The sequence below is a fragment of the Aurantimicrobium sp. MWH-Uga1 genome (assembly GCF_003325955.1).
GTDB lineage: Bacteria > Actinomycetota > Actinomycetes > Actinomycetales > Microbacteriaceae > Aurantimicrobium.
In genome coordinates this window covers 950,227-967,801 of the sequence record NZ_CP030929.1, presented here as the reverse complement: position 1 = coordinate 967,801, position 17,575 = coordinate 950,227, and the positions used below count along the sequence as shown (strand labels likewise).

General features: G+C 51.9%; 17 protein-coding genes. 16 read left to right on the top strand and 1 reads right to left on the bottom strand.

Annotation, left to right across the window (positions count from 1 at the left end; genetic code table 11):
- Nucleotides 1-157 precede the first annotated feature (157 nt).
- The 6 genes from sufB to AURUGA1_RS04780 all read left to right on the top strand — a co-directional run bounded on the left by sufB (nt 158) and on the right by AURUGA1_RS04780 (nt 5,342).
- Nucleotides 158-1,576, top strand: coding sequence for a Fe-S cluster assembly protein SufB (gene sufB / locus AURUGA1_RS04805; protein WP_096380806.1), 1,419 nt, complete (start codon nt 158-160; stop codon nt 1,574-1,576).
- A gap of 2 nt (nt 1,577-1,578) precedes the next feature.
- Nucleotides 1,579-2,691, top strand: a complete 1,113-nt coding sequence (gene sufD, locus AURUGA1_RS04800) for a Fe-S cluster assembly protein SufD (protein ID WP_114129107.1) — start codon at nt 1,579-1,581, stop codon at nt 2,689-2,691.
- A 2-nt stretch (nt 2,692-2,693) separates the two neighbouring features.
- A complete protein-coding gene (locus tag AURUGA1_RS04795) occupies nt 2,694-3,020 on the top strand; it encodes a non-heme iron oxygenase ferredoxin subunit (protein WP_114129106.1) in 327 nt (108 codons plus the stop codon).
- Between the two features lie 3 nt (nt 3,021-3,023).
- Nucleotides 3,024-3,779: a Fe-S cluster assembly ATPase SufC gene (gene sufC, locus AURUGA1_RS04790; protein WP_096380813.1), complete on the top strand. Its 756-nt coding sequence runs from the start codon at nt 3,024-3,026 to the stop codon at nt 3,777-3,779.
- Nucleotides 3,780-3,781: 2 nt separating this feature from the next.
- Nucleotides 3,782-4,111, top strand: coding sequence for a metal-sulfur cluster assembly factor (locus tag AURUGA1_RS04785; protein ID WP_096380815.1), 330 nt, complete (start codon nt 3,782-3,784; stop codon nt 4,109-4,111).
- A gap of 79 nt (nt 4,112-4,190) precedes the next feature.
- Nucleotides 4,191-5,342 (top strand): cystathionine gamma-synthase, encoded by a 1,152-nt coding sequence (locus AURUGA1_RS04780; protein WP_114129105.1) that lies wholly within the window; start codon nt 4,191-4,193, stop codon nt 5,340-5,342.
- A gap of 123 nt (nt 5,343-5,465) precedes the next feature.
- On the opposite strand, the gene AURUGA1_RS04775 is transcribed toward AURUGA1_RS04780, so the two are convergent.
- Nucleotides 5,466-6,068, bottom strand: coding sequence for a biotin transporter BioY (locus AURUGA1_RS04775; protein ID WP_096380819.1), 603 nt, complete (start codon nt 6,066-6,068; stop codon nt 5,466-5,468).
- A gap of 67 nt (nt 6,069-6,135) precedes the next feature.
- Here AURUGA1_RS04775 and AURUGA1_RS04770 point away from each other — a divergent pair, with 67 nt between their 5' ends.
- The 10 genes from AURUGA1_RS04770 to dnaG all read left to right on the top strand — a co-directional run bounded on the left by AURUGA1_RS04770 (nt 6,136) and on the right by dnaG (nt 17,575).
- Nucleotides 6,136-7,734 (top strand): ABC-F family ATP-binding cassette domain-containing protein, encoded by a 1,599-nt coding sequence (locus tag AURUGA1_RS04770; protein WP_114129104.1) that lies wholly within the window; start codon nt 6,136-6,138, stop codon nt 7,732-7,734.
- 61 nt (nt 7,735-7,795) lie between these two features.
- Nucleotides 7,796-8,908, top strand: a complete 1,113-nt coding sequence (locus AURUGA1_RS08065) for a collagen-like protein (protein WP_162784061.1) — start codon at nt 7,796-7,798, stop codon at nt 8,906-8,908.
- 108 nt (nt 8,909-9,016) lie between these two features.
- Nucleotides 9,017-9,724 (top strand): trimeric intracellular cation channel family protein, encoded by a 708-nt coding sequence (locus AURUGA1_RS04760; protein ID WP_371412351.1) that lies wholly within the window; start codon nt 9,017-9,019, stop codon nt 9,722-9,724.
- Nucleotides 9,724-10,446 (top strand): DNA repair protein RecO, encoded by a 723-nt coding sequence (gene recO, locus AURUGA1_RS04755; protein WP_114129103.1) that lies wholly within the window; start codon nt 9,724-9,726, stop codon nt 10,444-10,446. The genes AURUGA1_RS04760 and recO overlap by 1 nt, the downstream gene beginning before the upstream one ends.
- A complete protein-coding gene (locus AURUGA1_RS04750) occupies nt 10,443-11,246 on the top strand; it encodes an isoprenyl transferase (protein WP_114129102.1) in 804 nt (267 codons plus the stop codon). Before recO ends, AURUGA1_RS04750 begins: the two co-directional genes overlap by 4 nt.
- Before the next feature lie 36 nt (nt 11,247-11,282).
- A complete protein-coding gene (locus tag AURUGA1_RS04745; RefSeq protein WP_162784060.1) occupies nt 11,283-12,464 on the top strand; it encodes a hypothetical protein in 1,182 nt (393 codons plus the stop codon).
- The gene (locus AURUGA1_RS04740) at nt 12,461-13,105 is read left to right on the top strand and encodes a DsbA family protein (protein ID WP_114129100.1); all 645 of its coding nucleotides are present in this window, start codon (nt 12,461-12,463) and stop codon (nt 13,103-13,105) included. Before AURUGA1_RS04745 ends, AURUGA1_RS04740 begins: the two co-directional genes overlap by 4 nt.
- Before the next feature lie 59 nt (nt 13,106-13,164).
- A complete protein-coding gene (gene dusB, locus AURUGA1_RS04735) occupies nt 13,165-14,349 on the top strand; it encodes a tRNA dihydrouridine synthase DusB (RefSeq protein WP_114129099.1) in 1,185 nt (394 codons plus the stop codon).
- On the top strand, nt 14,349-15,656 hold the full coding sequence (locus AURUGA1_RS04730) for a deoxyguanosinetriphosphate triphosphohydrolase (protein WP_114129098.1): 1,308 nt from the start codon (nt 14,349-14,351) through the stop codon (nt 15,654-15,656). The genes dusB and AURUGA1_RS04730 overlap by 1 nt, the downstream gene beginning before the upstream one ends.
- Complete coding sequence (dnaG, locus tag AURUGA1_RS04725; RefSeq protein ID WP_114129097.1) at nt 15,656-17,575, top strand: DNA primase; 1,920 nt, start codon at nt 15,656-15,658, stop codon at nt 17,573-17,575. The genes AURUGA1_RS04730 and dnaG overlap by 1 nt, the downstream gene beginning before the upstream one ends.

Genomic DNA, 17,575 nt, shown 5'->3' with positions numbered 1-17,575 from the left:
CCCTGTCTAATCCAATGAACTAAGGCTAGGCTAAGTTCGTTAGTTGAAATCGAGCGAAAGCCGATAACTCGAGGGCGAGAACAAGCGAGATTGACGCGATGTTTTGCGCCAATGTTTCTGTTCTCTTCTTAAGTCTAGATTCGTCAGAAAGAGAGCCATGTCAGACATCCTGATCGACCGGCCCGAACTTGAGGGCATTGGCCAGTACGAATTCGGTTGGCACGATAAGGACGCCGCAGGTGCCAGCGCTCGCCGCGGTATCAACGAGGACGTTGTCAAAGACATCTCTGGCCTCAAGAACGAGCCAGAGTGGATGCTCAAGACTCGCCTCAAGGCATACGAAATGTTCGGTCGTAAGCCCATGCCTAACTGGGGCGCTGACCTGTCTGAAATTCACTTCGACAACATCAAGTATTTTGTCCGGTCAACGGAACGTCAGGCTCAAACCTGGGAGGATCTCCCCGACGAAATCAAAGACACCTACGAGAAGCTCGGTATCCCTGAGGCTGAACGTCAGCGTTTGGTTGCGGGTGTTGCAGCACAGTATGAATCTGAAGTGGTCTACCACCAGATCAACGAAGAGCTCGAGCGCCAGGGTGTCATCTTCATGGACACCGATACTGCTCTGAAAGAGCACCCTGAATTTTTCGAAGAATACTTCGGCACTGTCATTCCTGCCGGAGATAACAAGTTTGCTGCGCTGAACACAGCTGTGTGGTCGGGTGGTTCTTTCGTCTATGTTCCACCCGGAGTCCATGTTGAGATTCCTCTTCAGGCATATTTCCGCATTAACACGGAGAACATGGGTCAATTTGAGCGCACGCTCATCATCGCTGATGAAGGAAGTTACGTTCACTACATCGAAGGATGTACTGCACCCATCTACAAGAGCGACTCCCTTCACTCAGCAGTTGTCGAAATCGTGGTCAAGAAGAATGCTCGCGTTCGGTACACCACCATCCAGAACTGGTCCAACAACGTCTACAACCTGGTAACCAAGCGTGCCATTGCGCACGAGGGTGCAACCATGGAGTGGATTGACGGCAACATCGGCTCCAAGGTCACCATGAAGTATCCCTCGGTCTACCTCGTGGGTGAGGGTGCTAAGGGCGAGACCCTTTCTGTCGCATTTGCTGGCCCTGGGCAGCACCAAGACGCCGGCGCCAAGATGATTCACATGGCTCCCAATACCCAGAGCTCCATTGTCTCCAAGTCCATTGCTCGTGGCGGGGGACGTGCCGGTTACCGCGGTGAAATTCGTATGGATGCGAACGCGCACAACTCGGCCAACACTGTCCGATGTGATGCTCTTCTGGTAGACACCATCTCCCGATCTGACACCTACCCAGCAATTGATATCCGTGTTGATGATGTTCAGCTAGGCCACGAAGCAACCGTCTCTAAAGTCAGTGAAGACCAGCTCTTTTACCTGATGAGTAGAGGTATGGCTGAGGACGAGGCTATGGCCATGATTGTTCGTGGTTTTATCGAGCCCATCTCCCGTGAACTTCCCATGGAATATGCCCTGGAACTGAACAAGCTGATTGAACTCGGCATGGAAGGCTCGGTGGGCTAGTAATGAGCATCCCCGTACAAATCCGTTCCGCGCGCCCAAAATCGACCAACCCAGAAGATTTTGAAACGGTTACCGGACGCGAATTGGATTGGAAATTCTCTCCCGTAGCTAAGCTGCAGGAGCTAATTTCAGGCCCACTCGACGGTTCACGTTTCCCCTACAGCGCTCCAGAGGTTGCTGGTTTCGAGGTCTCCTGGATTTCTTCCAGCGATGCTCGTGTGGGCGCTGCAGGCATGCCTGAGGACAAGGCTTCCGCCAACGCTTGGAAGGCTGCTGGGGAAGTTCTACTCATTTCGGCTACCTCAGAAGAACACAGCGAAATCACCATTACGCGTGAAGGGCTAGGAACTACACCTCGTGCAGCCCACATTCTGATCACTACAGCTCCACATGCACAGGCAACCGTCATCCTGCAAAACTCAGGTGATGCTCGTTTAGTTGAAAACCTGGAAGTAGTTCTCGGCGAGGGTTCTCGTCTGAACCTCGTCTCCGTTCAAGAGTGGAACGACGACGCCTTACACTTGGGTAGCCACTTTGCTTCTATCGGCAAAGATGCTGAGCTCAAGCACACACTTGTCTCCCTGAGCGGTGATGTCATTCGAGTCAATCCCTCCGCCATTTTGGCGGATGCTGGCTCTTCCGTTGTCCTCAACGGTGTCTACTTCGCTGATGCTGGACAGCACATTGAGCAGCAGGTTTATGTCAACCATGATGCGCCTCAGTCCAAGAGCCGTGTCAACTACAAGGGAGCGCTGCAAGGGAAGGGTGCTCGCACCGTGTGGATTGGTGACGTCCTGATTGGTAACAGGGCTTTAGGAACTGACTCATACGAGCAAAACCGCAACTTGGTTCTCACTGAAGGAACCCGTGCGGATTCGATCCCTAACCTCGAAATTGAAACCGGGGATATTGCTGGCGCTGGTCACGCTTCCGCTACAGGACGTTTCGACGACGAACAGCTGTTCTACCTCCAATCTCGTGGGATCAGCGAAGCAGATGCACGCCGCCTGGTAGTCCGTGGATTCTTGAACGAGATTGTTCAACAGCTTGAGGTCCCTGCATTGGAAGAACGTATTGAGGAATACCTCAACAACAAGCTGGAGGCTGGTGTTTAGCGATGGCTGCTGAAAAAGTTTGTGCCGTGTCTGAGCTTGTTCAAGATCAGGCAAAGCGCGTTGTTGTGGGGGGAATTCCTATTGCACTCGTCTTGGACTCCGCTGGAGATATTCATGCCATCGGTGATACCTGCACACACGGAGATATTTCCTTGGCTGAAGGTTTCGTTGAGGACAACACTCTGGAATGTTGGGCTCACGGTTCCAAATTTGAGCTCACCACTGGCAAGCCACTGACGTTGCCCGCTTACGAACCTGTCCCAGTTTTTGTCGTTGAAGTAATTGACGGCGAAGTATTTATTGACCCCACCGTTACGAAAGAGATCTAAGTCATGTCAACTCTGAAGATCACCGACCTGCACGTCAGCGTGGAGACCGAACAGGGCACCAAGCAGATTCTGCGTGGCGTCAACTTAGAGATCAATTCCGGTGAAACCCACGCCATCATGGGTCCTAACGGTTCGGGTAAATCCACTCTTGCCTACACAATTGCTGGCCACCCTAAGTACACCGTGGATAGTGGGTCCATCACCCTCGACGGTGAAGATGTTCTTGAGATGAGTGTTGACGAGCGTGCCAAGGCAGGTCTCTTCCTGGCTATGCAGTACCCCGTCGAGATTCCAGGCGTCACCGTCACCAACTTCCTTCGTACGGCAAAAACCGCCATTGACGGTGAAACACCTGCTCTGCGCACCTGGATAAAGGATGTGCGTGAAGCAATGGCAAACCTTCGTATGGATGCCAGTTTCTCTGAGCGCAACGTCAATGAAGGATTCTCTGGCGGAGAAAAGAAGCGCCACGAAATTCTTCAGCTTGAACTTCTCAAGCCAAAGTTTGCTGTACTGGACGAAACAGACTCCGGTCTTGACGTTGACGCTTTGAAGATTGTTTCTGAAGGCGTGAACCGTGCCAAGGAAAACAATAACCTTGGTGTTCTGCTCATCACGCACTACACCCGCATTCTCCGCTACATCAAGCCACAGTTTGTCCACGTATTTGTCAACGGTAAAGTTGCCGAAGAAGGTGGCCCCGAACTGGCAGAACGCCTCGAGAACGAGGGCTACGACCGCTACCTCGAGATTGCGTAACAATGTCCTCTGAACTCTCCGACGAGCGCTATAACCAATGCATTGATGCGCTCAAAGAGGTAATGGACCCTGAACTGGGCATCAACATCGTTGACCTGGGCTTGATTTATGACCTCAAGTGGGATGACGAAAACGATGCACTGATTATCCACATGACTCTCACCAGTGCTGGATGCCCTCTGACTGATGTCATTGAAGAGCAAACGGCTGAAGCACTAGATGGTGTTGTTGAAGCTTTCCGCATCAACTGGGTGTGGATGCCACCATGGGGTCCAGAGAAGATTACTGATGATGGCCGCGACATGATGCGCGCATTGGGTTTCTCAATCTAGATTTGCCCGCCTTGTTGCGTCGTAACATTTCTGGGAAGAAATTTTCCACAAGTAATCAAGCCGGCGTAGCCTAAAGAACATGGCACAGGGTTTTAACACCAGATCGATTCACGCAGGTCAAACTCCCGACCCCACCACAGGGGCAGTTGTTCCTCCGATTTATCTGTCTTCAACCTTCGAACAGGACGTTCCTGGAACTCCACTCAACGGTTTCGAGTATTCACGATGTGATAACCCCACGCGCACAGCGCTACAACAAAATCTAGCCTCGCTGGAAGGTGGATTGCTTGCCTATTCTTTTGCCAGCGGCATGGCGGCAGAAGATGCCTTCTTCAGATCAGTTCTCAAGCCTGGTGATCACATTGTTCTAGGTAATGATGCCTACGGTGGTTCGTATCGCGCGATAGCGCAAGTGTATGGACCTCTCGGCATTGGTCACTCAACCATTGATTTTGCTGACCTTACCCAGGTAGAAGACCTCATTGCGTCCACGAAACCCCAGGTTGTTCGTATCGAGACCCCCACCAACCCACTGATGAGTGTTGTTGATATCGAGGCAGTTGCTGCGATTTCACATCGTCATGGTGCACTTGTACTTGTCGACAACACTTTTGCCACCCCAGCTCTGCAGCGCCCATTTGAACTAGGCGCAGATGTCGTATTGCACTCCACAACAAAGTACCTCGGCGGTCACAGCGATGTTGTCGGCGGTGCCATCGTTCTCAAGGATGCAGAACTTGCTGAGAAGGTAGCCCAGATTCAAAACTGGATGGGTGCTATCTCCTCACCTTTTGATGCCTATCTGACCATGCGCGGTATCAAAACCCTCGGTATCCGCATGGAGCGCCACTCAGAGAACGCTCTCGCCTTGGCTCAACGTTTTGAAGGTCATGCAGCTGTAGAACACATTCTCTATCCGGGTTTGAGTTCTCACCCAGGTCACGAAATTGCATCTCGGCAAATGTCTGCATTCGGCGGCATGATGTCCATACAGCTTGTTGGGGGAGAAGCAGCTGCCACAACACTGCTTACTCGCACCAAGCTCTTTACTCTTGCTCCCTCTCTCGGAGGAGTGGAATCACTGATTGAACACCCTGGGTTAATGACACATCATTCCGTTGAAGGAACTGCACTTGAGGTTCCATCAAACCTGGTTCGCATCAGTGTGGGAATCGAAGACATCGATGATCTTATTGAAGACCTTGCGCAAGCATTAGATTCTCTGCTGTAATCATGTGGCGTACTCGCGCACAGACTTACAGGTTGATGTGTTCGTCGCACCCCTGCGACATTTCACCTGTATTGAAAAGCGAAGGCCCCCGATAATGTCGGGGGCCTTCGTTTTGTAATTCGATTACTTGGCGCGGTTGACGAGCTTCCAAGCGAATGGCAGAAGTCCACCTGCGATCAGTGCTTTGAGGATGTCTCCAGGAATGAAGGGGTAAAGACCTGCCTGCAAGGTTGCGGAAAGGTCGTTGGGGTATCCCAGCTGACCGAGGGCAACAGAAAGCCAGGGCAGACCAACCGCGTAAATCACAACGGTTCCAGCTAGGAACGCGCCGATGGTGCCAAGAACTTTTCGGTCCCATTCGCGCTGTGCCAACCAACCAACAAGGGCGGCAGCAAGAACAAAGCCAATCATGTATCCGCCGGTGGGGCCAAGTACCTTAGCCAGGCCTGCGCCACCCTCCGCGAAGACAGGGAGACCTGCAACACCAAGGCCGATGTAGAGAAGCATGGAAAGTGCGCCGCGTAATGAGCCGAGGGTTGCGCCGACGAACAGCACAGCAAAAGTCTGTCCGGTGATAGGAACAGGCCACATCGGGATAACAATCTGAGCGGCACCAGCAGTCAGTGCGGCACCTGCAGCAATGAAAGCGATGTCGGTTGCGATGCTGCGCGCACCAAGGCGGTCAGCGAGAACTGGGCGTGAGGCAGCAAGAGTGATGTTCGACATAGAAATATACTAGGGGAGTAGAAGCCACTTGGCTTAGATAGAAGTAACAAAGAATCGGGAAAAGCCTGTGCTCAATGTCCAAGACCTTGAGCTGCGCGTAGGCGCCCGAGTGCTCATGTCGGAAGTTTCTTTCCGCGTCTCACACGGTGACAAGATTGGCTTGGTCGGCCGTAACGGTGCTGGTAAAACCACTTTGACGAAAACACTCGCAGGCGACTTGCAGCCAGCTGAGGGAACCATAGAGATTTCAGGTGAGATTGGTTATCTCCCTCAAGACCCCCGCTCCGGCGATCCTGAAGAGCTAGCTCGAACCCGCATTCTTAATGCGCGCGGCCTGGGCTCGTTAGTTCAGGGTATGGCTGAGAACAGTCTCCTGATGGGTGACTCTAGTGAAAAAGTTGCCGCGGAAGCAATGCGCAAATACGGCGAATTAGCTGACCGTTTCGATGCCTTGGGAGGCTATGCGGCTGAGGCAGAGGCTGCGTCGATTGCATCCAACCTGCAATTGCCTGACCGCATCCTCGATCAACCTCTCAAGACTCTGTCGGGTGGTCAACGTAGACGAATCGAACTCGCACGAATTTTGTTTTCAGGGGCAGACACGATGCTCTTGGATGAACCGACCAACCACTTGGATGCAGATTCAGTCGTCTGGCTTCGCGAATTTCTCAAGGGATATCAGGGGGGACTAATCATCATCAGCCACGATGTGGAGCTGGTGGGCGAAACGGTCAACCGAGTCTTCTATCTTGATGCTAATCGCCAAGTCATTGATATCTACAACATGAACTGGAAGAACTACCAGAAGCAGCGCGAACAAGATGAGCAACGCCGTAAGCGAGAGCGTGCCAATGCAGAACAAAAAGCTTCTACACTGCAGGCACAAGCAGCAAAGATGGGTGCGCGAGCCTCGGGAGCGGTAGCGGCAAAGCAGATGGCACGTCGAGCTGAAACCCTGCTTGCTGGCTTGGACGAAGTGCGTCAAAGCGACAAGGTTGCGAAATTGCGATTCCCTGATCCAGCTCCTTGTGGAAAGACCCCGCTTATGGCGGAAGACCTTTCGAGATCGTATGGGTCCTTGGAAATCTTCACGGCAGTAGATCTAGCTATAGACCGTGGATCACGAGTGGTAATCCTGGGTTTCAATGGTGCAGGTAAAACTACGCTGCTGCGCATTCTGGCAGGGGTGGATAAGCCAGACACCGGGCACGTGATTGAAGGCCATGGACTCAAGGTCGGTTACTACGCCCAGGAGCATGAAACTCTCCGAGTTCAAGATTCAGTCCTGCAAAACATGGTTTCTGCCGCTTCTCACATGACTGAAACCGAATGCCGCAAAGTTCTGGGTTCTTTCCTATTCACTGGTGATGATGTTCTCAAACCAGCCGGTGTTCTCTCCGGTGGTGAAAAGACACGCTTGGCATTGGCCATGCTTGTTGTCTCGAGCGCAAACGTCTTGTTACTTGATGAGCCAACCAACAACCTCGACCCAGTCTCTCGTGAAGAGATATTGGGCGCACTAGCGACCTATAAAGGATCCGTGGTCTTGGTCTCTCACGACCCAGGTGCTGTAGAGGCGTTGAATCCTGAGAGAGTCCTGATCCTTCCAGATGGAATTGAAGATCACTGGAACAAGGAATACGCAGACCTTGTGGAGCTTGCCTAACTCGAATTCAGCTGAACTATTGCGCCATGAGGAGTATTGTGACGAATGTTCAGGGGGTTTGATGAAAAAGAAAAGAACTCAGTTATCACTCATTACGAGTGCACTGGTTTCTGCTGTGTTGCTTTCTTCGTGCAGCAACCAAACACCAGATGTGATTCCCACTTCTGCTGACTCCTGCGAACGCGCTGTCACCACAGGACTTAGTGCATACGAACTGTGGATTACCCAGGGGAACACAGGATCGCTGCAAGACTTTTTTGACGCACTTGTTGGAGAAAAAGGCGAAGATGGCTACATCGGTGCAGACGGTGTTAATGGCGAACCGGGTGCACCGGGTGCACCCGGTGCACCCGGTGCAAGCGCGTATCAATTGTGGCTGGATGGTGGGAACTCCGGAACTCCAGAAGATTTTTTAAATTCCATTGCCGGCGCTGATGGACTTAACGGTCTTAATGGCCTGAGCGCCTATCAATTGTGGTTATCCCTTGGGAACACGGGAACTACACAAGACTTCCTTGATTCCCTAGTCGGGGCAACCGGCCAGCAAGGAATTCCTGGGGTGTGTACTGCTGGAGATGCAGGTCCACAAGGGCCTGCCGGACCGATTGGTCCGTCAGGTTCGCCCGGCCCCACTGGGGCAACCGGACCACAGGGTATTCAAGGAATCCAGGGAATCCAAGGTATTCAGGGTCCAGCAGGTGGATTCGGAGCTTATGGAAGCTTCTACCATTTTCCAGATCAAAACTTGACACAGGGAGTTGTTGCACCAATTGAACTCTCAACAACTGATTTTGCGCAGGGAGTCAGTGTTGTTGATGGTTACAAGGTAACTTTTGCCAACGCAGGAAAATACAACATCATGTTTTCCTCGCAATTAAAAAACAACAGTAATGGCCGCAGAAACGTCACTATTTGGCTATCTAAGAATGGGATTTCACAAGCACAGTGGATGAGCGAATCCTCAACGGATTACATTCTTGGAACTGCAGCTGACTCTGAGAAAAATGTCGCGGTCTTAAATTATTTTGTCAACGCCGTACCAGGTGATTACTTCGCCATCATGATTGTCTCTAGCGGCACTGGAGTCGTCATTGACGGTGGGACAAGCTTGAACAGCGCGTACAACGTTCCCAACATCCCAGCAACCATCCTGACTGTTAATCAAGTTGGCTAAGTGCCTCCGTCTTTCATTTGTTGAAGAGTTCACCTAAGTTACAGTCTTTTTCTCCAACGTTCGGGAAGTAGTTGTAGTGCTGAGGTGTCTTGGGCGTAGCCTGTAGTTGTGTTGATTGCTGAGCCTCTAGATGTGCCCGGATGGGTAAATGCGCTCGCTATTGGCGTTGGTAGCCTTCAGGGTGCGATCTATGCTTCTGGTTTTCGCGACCGTAGGCTCGATCTCTTTGGTATCGCCGTTATCGGTATCGCTACTGGTCTAGGTGGTGGATTCCTTCGAGATATCCTGCTCAATCGTTTGCCTATCGCTCTCACTGAGAACTGGTACATCATCGTTGCTGTCGTTGCAGCGTTGTTGGGAATGTTGCTTGCACGCCTGATCCGCAGAGTCGACTGGCTCATTACGGCGTTGGATGCCTTGGCACTTGGTTTGTTTGGCGCGTTGGGCACGACTGCTGCGCTCGTGTCAGGGTTGCCTTTCGTTCCAGCCCTTTTTGTGGGCGTCATTACCGCTGTCGGCGGTGGTTTTATCCGAGATTTACTTCTCAATATGCCTATTTCTGTCATGCATGTGGGATCGCTCTATGCCATTGCTGCAGCGGCGGGATCGATTGCTTTGCTGTTGTGTAACGAAGCAAACATTGGTTTGGAAGTGAGTGTTCCACTCAGCGTCGCTGTGACAACAATTCTGAGATTGCTCGCAGTGCGTTTTGGCTGGTCCTTGCCTGAACAGCGCATGTTGAAGTCATTGCGCAACCCGAAACTGGTGCGCCCTACTGATTTGACTGGCCCCATCGAAACTCCGCGGGATCTCTAATGCCGCTATACCGCGACGAGGGCGTGGTGTTGCGCACGCACAAACTCGGTGAAGCTGATCGAATAGTGACGCTGCTGACAAAAACGCGTGGCAAAGTTCGTGCAGTGGCTAAAGGCGTTCGGAGAACTTCCTCCAAATTTGGAGCCCGCTTGGAGCCATTTATGGTCGCGGATATCCAGTTTTATCAAGGTCGAAGCCTGGACACGATTCAGCAAGCAGAAACTATTGCCTCCTACGGAGCAGACATCGTGGATGACTATGCTCGCTTCACGGCGGCCAATGTCATGGTCGAAACAGCGGACAAAGTTACTGAGCTTGAAAGCTCCTCACAGCAATATCTCTTGCTGATTGGGGCTTTGCGTTCCTTGTCTCGTCAGGAACACCCCACTGAATTAACTCTTGATTCATATTTGCTTCGTGCATTGAGCATGGCTGGTTGGGCTCCTAGTTTTGATGGCTGTGCCAAATGTGGTGCTGAAGGCCCTCATGAAAGCTTCATCGTTCAACTCGGTGGAATGGTTTGCACGCAGTGTGCACCTCCCGGGTCTGCACACATCGTGCCGCAGGTAGTTCTTCTCCTCGATGCTCTGGTTCGTGGCGAGTGGGATGTCGCAGAGGCAGTACCTGTTGAATACTGGAGTAATGCCAGCGCCCTTGTTTCTGCCTATACCCAGTGGCACTTGGAACGGACGCTTCGATCTTTGGAGCATGTAGCACGATGAGTAAGCCCTACACGCACAAAGACGCAGTCGAGTACAGGCCTGTGGACTGGACTGGAATCTATCCGCCCTCGTTCCCGGCAGGCTCTGTCCCGCATCACGTTGCCATCGTGATGGACGGTAATGGCCGTTGGGCAAATCAGCAAGGTCTGACTCGTGTTGAGGGGCACAAGGCAGGAGAAGCAGCACTTCTTGATGTTGTTGCCGGGGCTATTCAAGCAGGGGTGAAGCATCTGAGCGTGTATGCATTCAGTACAGAAAACTGGAAGAGATCACCGGAAGAAGTTCGCTTTCTGATGGGCTTTAACCGTGATGTTCTGCACCGTCGTCGAGATCAACTCAATGAGTGGGATGTCCGGGTGCGTTGGGCTGGGCGTAAACCCAAGTTGTGGCCTTCCGTCATAGAGGAACTTCAGTTTGCTGAAGAACTGACCAAGAAAAACAAAACCCTCACTTTGACCATGTGCGTGAATTATGGTGGCCGCACCGAAATCGCTGATGCAGTTCGTAAAATTTCGGCAGATGTAGCCTCTGGAAAAATCAATCCTTCCAAGGTGACAGAGAAGTTCATTGCGAAAAATCTCTACATACCCGATATGCCAGATGTGGACCTTTTTGTGCGATCTAGTGGGGAACAGCGCACCTCCAACTTCCTACTGTGGCAGTCTGCATACGCCGAGATGGTGTTTCTCAACCAACTGTGGCCAGCCTTCTCTCGAACGGATTTGTGGGATGCCATTGAGCAATACATCGGTCGAGATCGACGCTTCGGTGGAGCAGTAGATAAGCCCAGCGCGAAATAGGGCACATTCTCAGTATTCAGCGCATAAAGTCGAGGCATGAGCCGACCGATACGCGTGGTTTTTTTCGTCTTCTATTTTGAAGCCTGGGATGCTCTCGATGCTGTGTATCGAGGAATGTTAGCCGACCCACGTTTTGAACCCATTGTGGTGACAATTCCTCGGAAACTCACCGGTTACGACAAGTTTCGCGATGAGAAGAAAATGAGTGCCTACCTTGATGCTCAAGGTATTTCTCACGAACGTTTCAAATTCAAGAAAAGCAAGGACGGACTTGCCAGGCTCAAAGAGCTAGCTCCTGACTATGTGTTCTTGAACTACCCCTGGCAACGCAATTACAAGAAGTACTACCAGATTGAACACCTTGTTGAGTTTACGAAGGTCTGTTACGTTCCTTACTTCTCCACCTCGTTAGTGCAAGAGCCTGGTCAGGAGGGTGTCGCTCCTCATCAGTACATTCAGCCCACGCATCAACTCTCACACATGGTCTTCCTTCAAGATAAAGACACCAAAGCTGCTTTTGATAGAGAAGGCCGCCAGAATGCCTTCCTGACGGGAACTCCCAAGATTGATGCTCTGCTCGCTGCGAAGGACACGGTTGAGCCTGTGTGGCCAATTCATCGTGAGCTACAACCAACTCAGCAGCCCTTTAGGCTCCTGTGGGCTCCCCACCATAGTTATGACCAAGGATGGCTGAACTTCGGTCACTTCAGTGACGAATGCGAACCTATGCTTGCGTTTGCCAGAACACATCCTGAAATGGATATCGTTTTCCGGCCGCACCCATTCCTCTTTGGAACGCTCACAGACCGCGACATCATGACTCAGGATGAGTTGGATCAGTGGCGCTCGAAGTGGGACGCTTTGCCCAACACGTTTACTGATTTAGGTGCACCGATTACAAGCATTCTGCTTGCCTCGGATGCTATGGTCACTGACGGTGTGTCATTCATTGGGGAATATCCATTAGTGACGGGAAAACCAGCAATTTTCTGGGAGAAACCCGATCACTGGGAGTTTTCACCTTTGGGCAAGATTGCTGAAGCTACCACTGTGAAAGTCCACACCATGGAACAGGTTGAACAGGCCATTTCTGAGGCACAAGCTGGAACCCTGCCCGAACGCACTGAGCAGATAGCTGCCTTGGTTCACGCCGTGCGCCCTCAACCAGCAACTGCCGCACAAACAATTATTGAGCTCGTTGCAAAGGATTATTCATGACCGAACCCATCAAGGTTGATATTTGGTCTGATGTACAGTGCCCCTGGTGTTACATCGGAAAACGAAAGTTTGAAGCAGGTGCCAAGCTCTATGGAAAGCCTGTCGAGGTGGAGTACCACTCCTTCGAGTTAGCACCAGATACACCGGTGGATTATGAGGGAGATCCAGTTCAGTATCTGAGTGAGCGCAAAGGCATTCCCGTTGAGCAAGTACACCACATGCTTGAGCGAGTTACTGGAATAGCCGAAAGTGTGGGTCTTCACTACAACTATGACGCTGTTCACCAAACCAACACCATCAAAGCTCACGAGGTGTTGCATTACGCCAAAGCACACGGCAAACAACATGAGATGAAAGAACGCCTCCTCAAGGCTTATTTCATCGATGGTGAGCATGTAGGCAAGAGCGAAAATTTAGCAAAGCTAGCTGGCGAGATTGGTTTAGACGAGCAGGATGTGTTGCGTAGTTTGGATGCTGAAGAGTATCTCTCTTCAGTGAAGGCAGACATGGCGCAAGCTCGGGAATATGGCATCAATGGTGTGCCGTTTTATGTCATTGATGGCAAATATGGAATCTCTGGTGCGCAGGATGCGGCAACATTCGCTGCTGCACTGAATGAAGCTTCAGAAAACAGGGCCTAAGTCTTTCATTTGAGCTACAGTCCCGGTGTGCAACATGGGATACTTGTTTCACAGGAGAAATGACGATGACGAGTGTGAAGACAGGTGCCCGGGCGGGCAATTTGAACATTGGGCCCATTCAGGCCGAAGTTCCTGTCGTGCTCGCACCTATGGCTGGCATTACCAACATGGCCTACCGTCGGCTGTGTCGTGAGCAAGGTTCAGGAATTTTTGTCTCCGAGATGATCACTTCGCGGGCTCTGGTAGAGCGTACGCCTGGATCGATGCACTTGATCCAAACACACCCCAGTGAAGAAATCCGTTCCATCCAGCTATATGGAGTGGCGCCAAAAACGGTCCGTGAAGCTGTCACCATGCTTGTGGCTGAAGACCGTGCAGACCACATTGATCTCAATTTTGGTTGTCCTGTCCCAAAAGTCACTCGTAAGGGTGGTGGTTCGGCATTGCCTTGGAAAAAAGACTTGTTCCGGGAGATTGTCGAAGAAGCAGTTAAGGCTGCTGGTGATATTCCACTGACCATCAAGATACGAAAAGGCATCGATGCTGACCACCTCACGTTTATTGAAGCTGGTAAAGCAGCAGAGGGGGCAGGGGTTGCCGCTATTGCTTTGCACGGGAGAACAGCCTCCGAGTTTTATTCGGGGCATGCTGACTGGAATGCAATCGGTGAACTCAAGCAAGCCGTGACAAGTATTCCTGTTCTAGGTAACGGAGACATTTGGTCTGCCGAAGATGCTCTTCGAATGATGGATGAAACCGGCTGTGACGGAGTCGTTGTTGGGCGTGGCTGCCTGGGGCGTCCCTGGCTTTTCGCCGAATTAGACGCTGCGTTCCGCGAGCGTGCGGGACTCCAAAAACCTGGCAACAGAATTGAACCCACACTGGGATATGTTGCAACCACTTTGCGCCGTCACCTTGAGCTCTTAATTGAGTTCTTTGATTCAGAAGAGCATGCCTGCCGTGACATCCGCAAACACATGGCCTGGTATTTCAAAGGGTACCCGGTTGGGGGAGATGTTCGTTCTCAACTGGCTCAAGTCACCAGCTTGCAACACCTCGATGATCTGCTCGGCCAGCTTGATTGGTCTACGCCCTATCCGGGAGCGGATGCTGAAGGTCAGCGCGGTCGTCAAGGGACTCCGAAGCGACCTTCTTTGCCAGATAGATGGCTGGAATCTCAGGAGCTTAGCGACGCGGAAAAAGCTGTTGTTGCCCATGCTGAAATCGATGCGAGTGGTGGCTAATGTCAGACCACCACGTTGAAACGGCAACCATACCAACCGTGACGGCCGGTTATTCAGAGTTTGATGCTGAACGAATGTTGAAGGAAACCCACTCCTCTCGTCGCTCTGATTTTGCCCGAGATCGTGCCCGTTTGCTTCACTCCAGCGCACTGCGCAGACTCTCTGCTAAGACCCAGGTCCTCAGTCCTACGGCAGGATTAGATTTTGCCAGAAACCGCCTCACGCACTCGCTGGAGGTGGCACAGGTTGGCCGGGAAATCGCTGGCCGTCTTCGACTAGATCCGGACGTTGTTGATACTGCGAGTTTGGCTCACGACATAGGTCACCCACCATTTGGTCACAACGGTGAAAAGGCGTTGAACTCCTGGAGTTTAGACATTGGGGGCTTCGAAGGAAATGCACAAACTCTGCGTTTGTTGACTCGCCTGGAGCCAAAAGTTTTCGGAACTGATGGACGCAGTTTTGGGCTCAACCTCACGCGCGCAAGTCTTGATGCCAGCACAAAATACCCCTGGCCTGAACAACAGGCAGTTATTGATCCAACTGGTCGGGCAAAGTTTGGTTTCTATGCCGATGATTTTGATGTCTTCGCGTGGATGCGCGCGGATGCACCGGATAAACAGCGTTGCATAGAGGCTCAGGTTATGGATCTCAGTGATGACATTGCCTATTCCGTGCATGACTTTGAAGATGCCATTTTCAATGGCTATGTGGATGCGGGAGAGCTCGGTGCTCGAGTAAACCATGATGAACTGGTGGACTCCATGTTTGAGTGGATTGGGGGTGAGTTCTCTCACGATGAGCTCATCGCTGCCTTTGATCGACTCGATAATTTGGATGTGTGGGTGGACACCTGGGATGGCTCGCGTATTGCCCAAGCCAAACTAAAAAACCTCACGAGCCAACTCATTGGTCGTTTTGCTCACGCAGCTGTTCATGCCACTCGAGAGGCGTATTCTCAGCAGAGCTTGGTGCGTTTTGGTGGAAATGTGATAGTTCCCGATGAGGTACGTGCAGAGATTGCTGTGCTCAAGGGAATCGTTGCCGCTTTTGTGATGACCACTAATTCACGCCAGCCTGTCTACACTCAGCAGCGCGAAGTGCTCACAGATTTGTGCAACGCCCTATATGAGCGTGGGCCAGAAGTAATGGACCGTCACTTCGCCGACGACTGGAACGCTACAACCGATGAGGCGGTGCGCCGCCGCATCGTGATTGACCAGGTCGCGAGCTTGACCGATCAATCTGCATTCGCCTTGCACAACCGGCTGTGTGGGGGAAACAACACTGTGACGGTGGTGTCCTAATGGCCGGCCGTATTCGTCAAGCAGATGTAGAAGAACTCAAGCAACGTGTCAACATTGCTGATGTCATTGGTGATTATGTGAGCTTAAAATCTGCAGGTGTGGGTTCCATGAAGGGTCTGTGTCCTTTCCATGATGAACGCTCACCCAGCTTTCACGTGCGCCCCACGGTGGGATACTTTCACTGCTTTGGGTGCGGTGAATCAGGAGATGTCTACACTTTCGTGCAGAAAATGGACCATCTCAGCTTCACTGAATCCATTGAACGCTTGGCACAGCGCATCAACTTTGAACTTCACTATGAAGAGGGTTCAGGAAAGTCTCAAGAGGCAGGCAACAGAACTCGCATTTTGGCAGCCAATACCGCGGCTGCAGAGTTTTATGTTGCGCAGTTAGCCACACCAGGTGCTGCAGCAGGGCGAAAGTTCTTAGGAGAGCGCGGTTTCGATAAAGCAGCCGCTGAACGTTTTGGTATTGGCTTCGCTCCCAAAGCGTGGAACGAGCTTCGTGATCACCTCAAGACCAAAGGCTTCACGGAAGAAGAAATGTTGCAGGCGGGGTTGCTCTCGCAGGGGGACAAAGGTGTTTATGACCGCTTCCGCGGCCGAGTGATCTGGCCTATTCGTGATGTCACCGGTCAAACGATTGGTTTTGGCGCGCGCAAACTCTTTGACGATGACCAGGGTCCTAAATATTTGAATACCCCAGAGACTCCGGTCTATCACAAGCAACAGGTGCTTTATGGTTTAGATCTTGCCAAACGAGACGTTTCTAAGTCGCGTCGTGTTGTTGTGGTGGAGGGGTATACCGACGTGATGGCTGCACACCTATCTGGCGTAACCACTGCAGTAGCCACCTGCGGAACGAGTTTCGGTGTAGATCACATCAAACTCATTCGCCGCATCATGGGCGATGACTCAGGTCTAGGTGAAGTGATTTTCACGTTCGACCCTGATGCTGCAGGGCAGAAAGCAGCACTGCGTGCTTTTGCTGAAGAACAACGATTTGCTGCTCAAACCTTTGTCGCCGTCGCCCCAGATGGCCTCGACCCCTGCGATCTGCGTCTTGCTCAAGGTGAGCAGGCTGTGCGGGACTTGATGGATTCGAAAATCCCCATGTTTGAGTTTGTCATTAGGCAAATGCTCAGTAACTACAACCTCGACACTGTCGAGGGTCGTGTTGCCGCACTGCGTGAGGCAGCACCCGTGGTGGCAGATATCAGAGACTCTGCGCTTCGTCCGGGTTACACGCGAGAACTTGCGCGCTTGACGGGTGTTGACGTGTCAGAGGCGCAGGTTGCTGTCTCTAATGCGGTTAAAGCCTCACGATCAAAAGGTATGCAGACGACGTCTGAGGGTGCGCGCACCGGTTATGCCGGAACTCCCACAGCACGACCTGTTCCGGCTGGTTCTGAGCAACCAGAAGCTTTCGCAGAGAGTGCCCCCGAAGGTCCCCGCGTCTTTGAGCTCAAAAATGATCCGTCAACGCGTCTTGAACGAGAAGCATTGATGGCTCTGATTCAATTTCCCGAATTGGTTGGCAGTGACCTTGCAACGGATGCAGTTCAATCAGCCATCCTTGACCCCAATTTGGCCACCGTTCGAGATGCAATCGGAGCAAACGTCAACGAGTTGGGTGGGGAGACCTGGCTGGATCGGATCCAGAACGATCTTCCTCAGGACTTCAAGCCATTGGTAACTCAACTTGCTGTGGCCCCACTGCCTCAAAAAAACGAGGACCAAACCCAGACCTATTGTCGTGGCGTGGTTGTTTCTCTCATTGAGCGTGACCTGGTTCGTCGCAAATCTGAACTTGTTGGGCGTTTGCAGCGAACCAGTGTTGACCAGGGTGAAGTCAGTCGCGAGATTCAACGTGAACTATTGGAATTAGAAACCAAACGCCGACAACTGCGTGAGGACTAG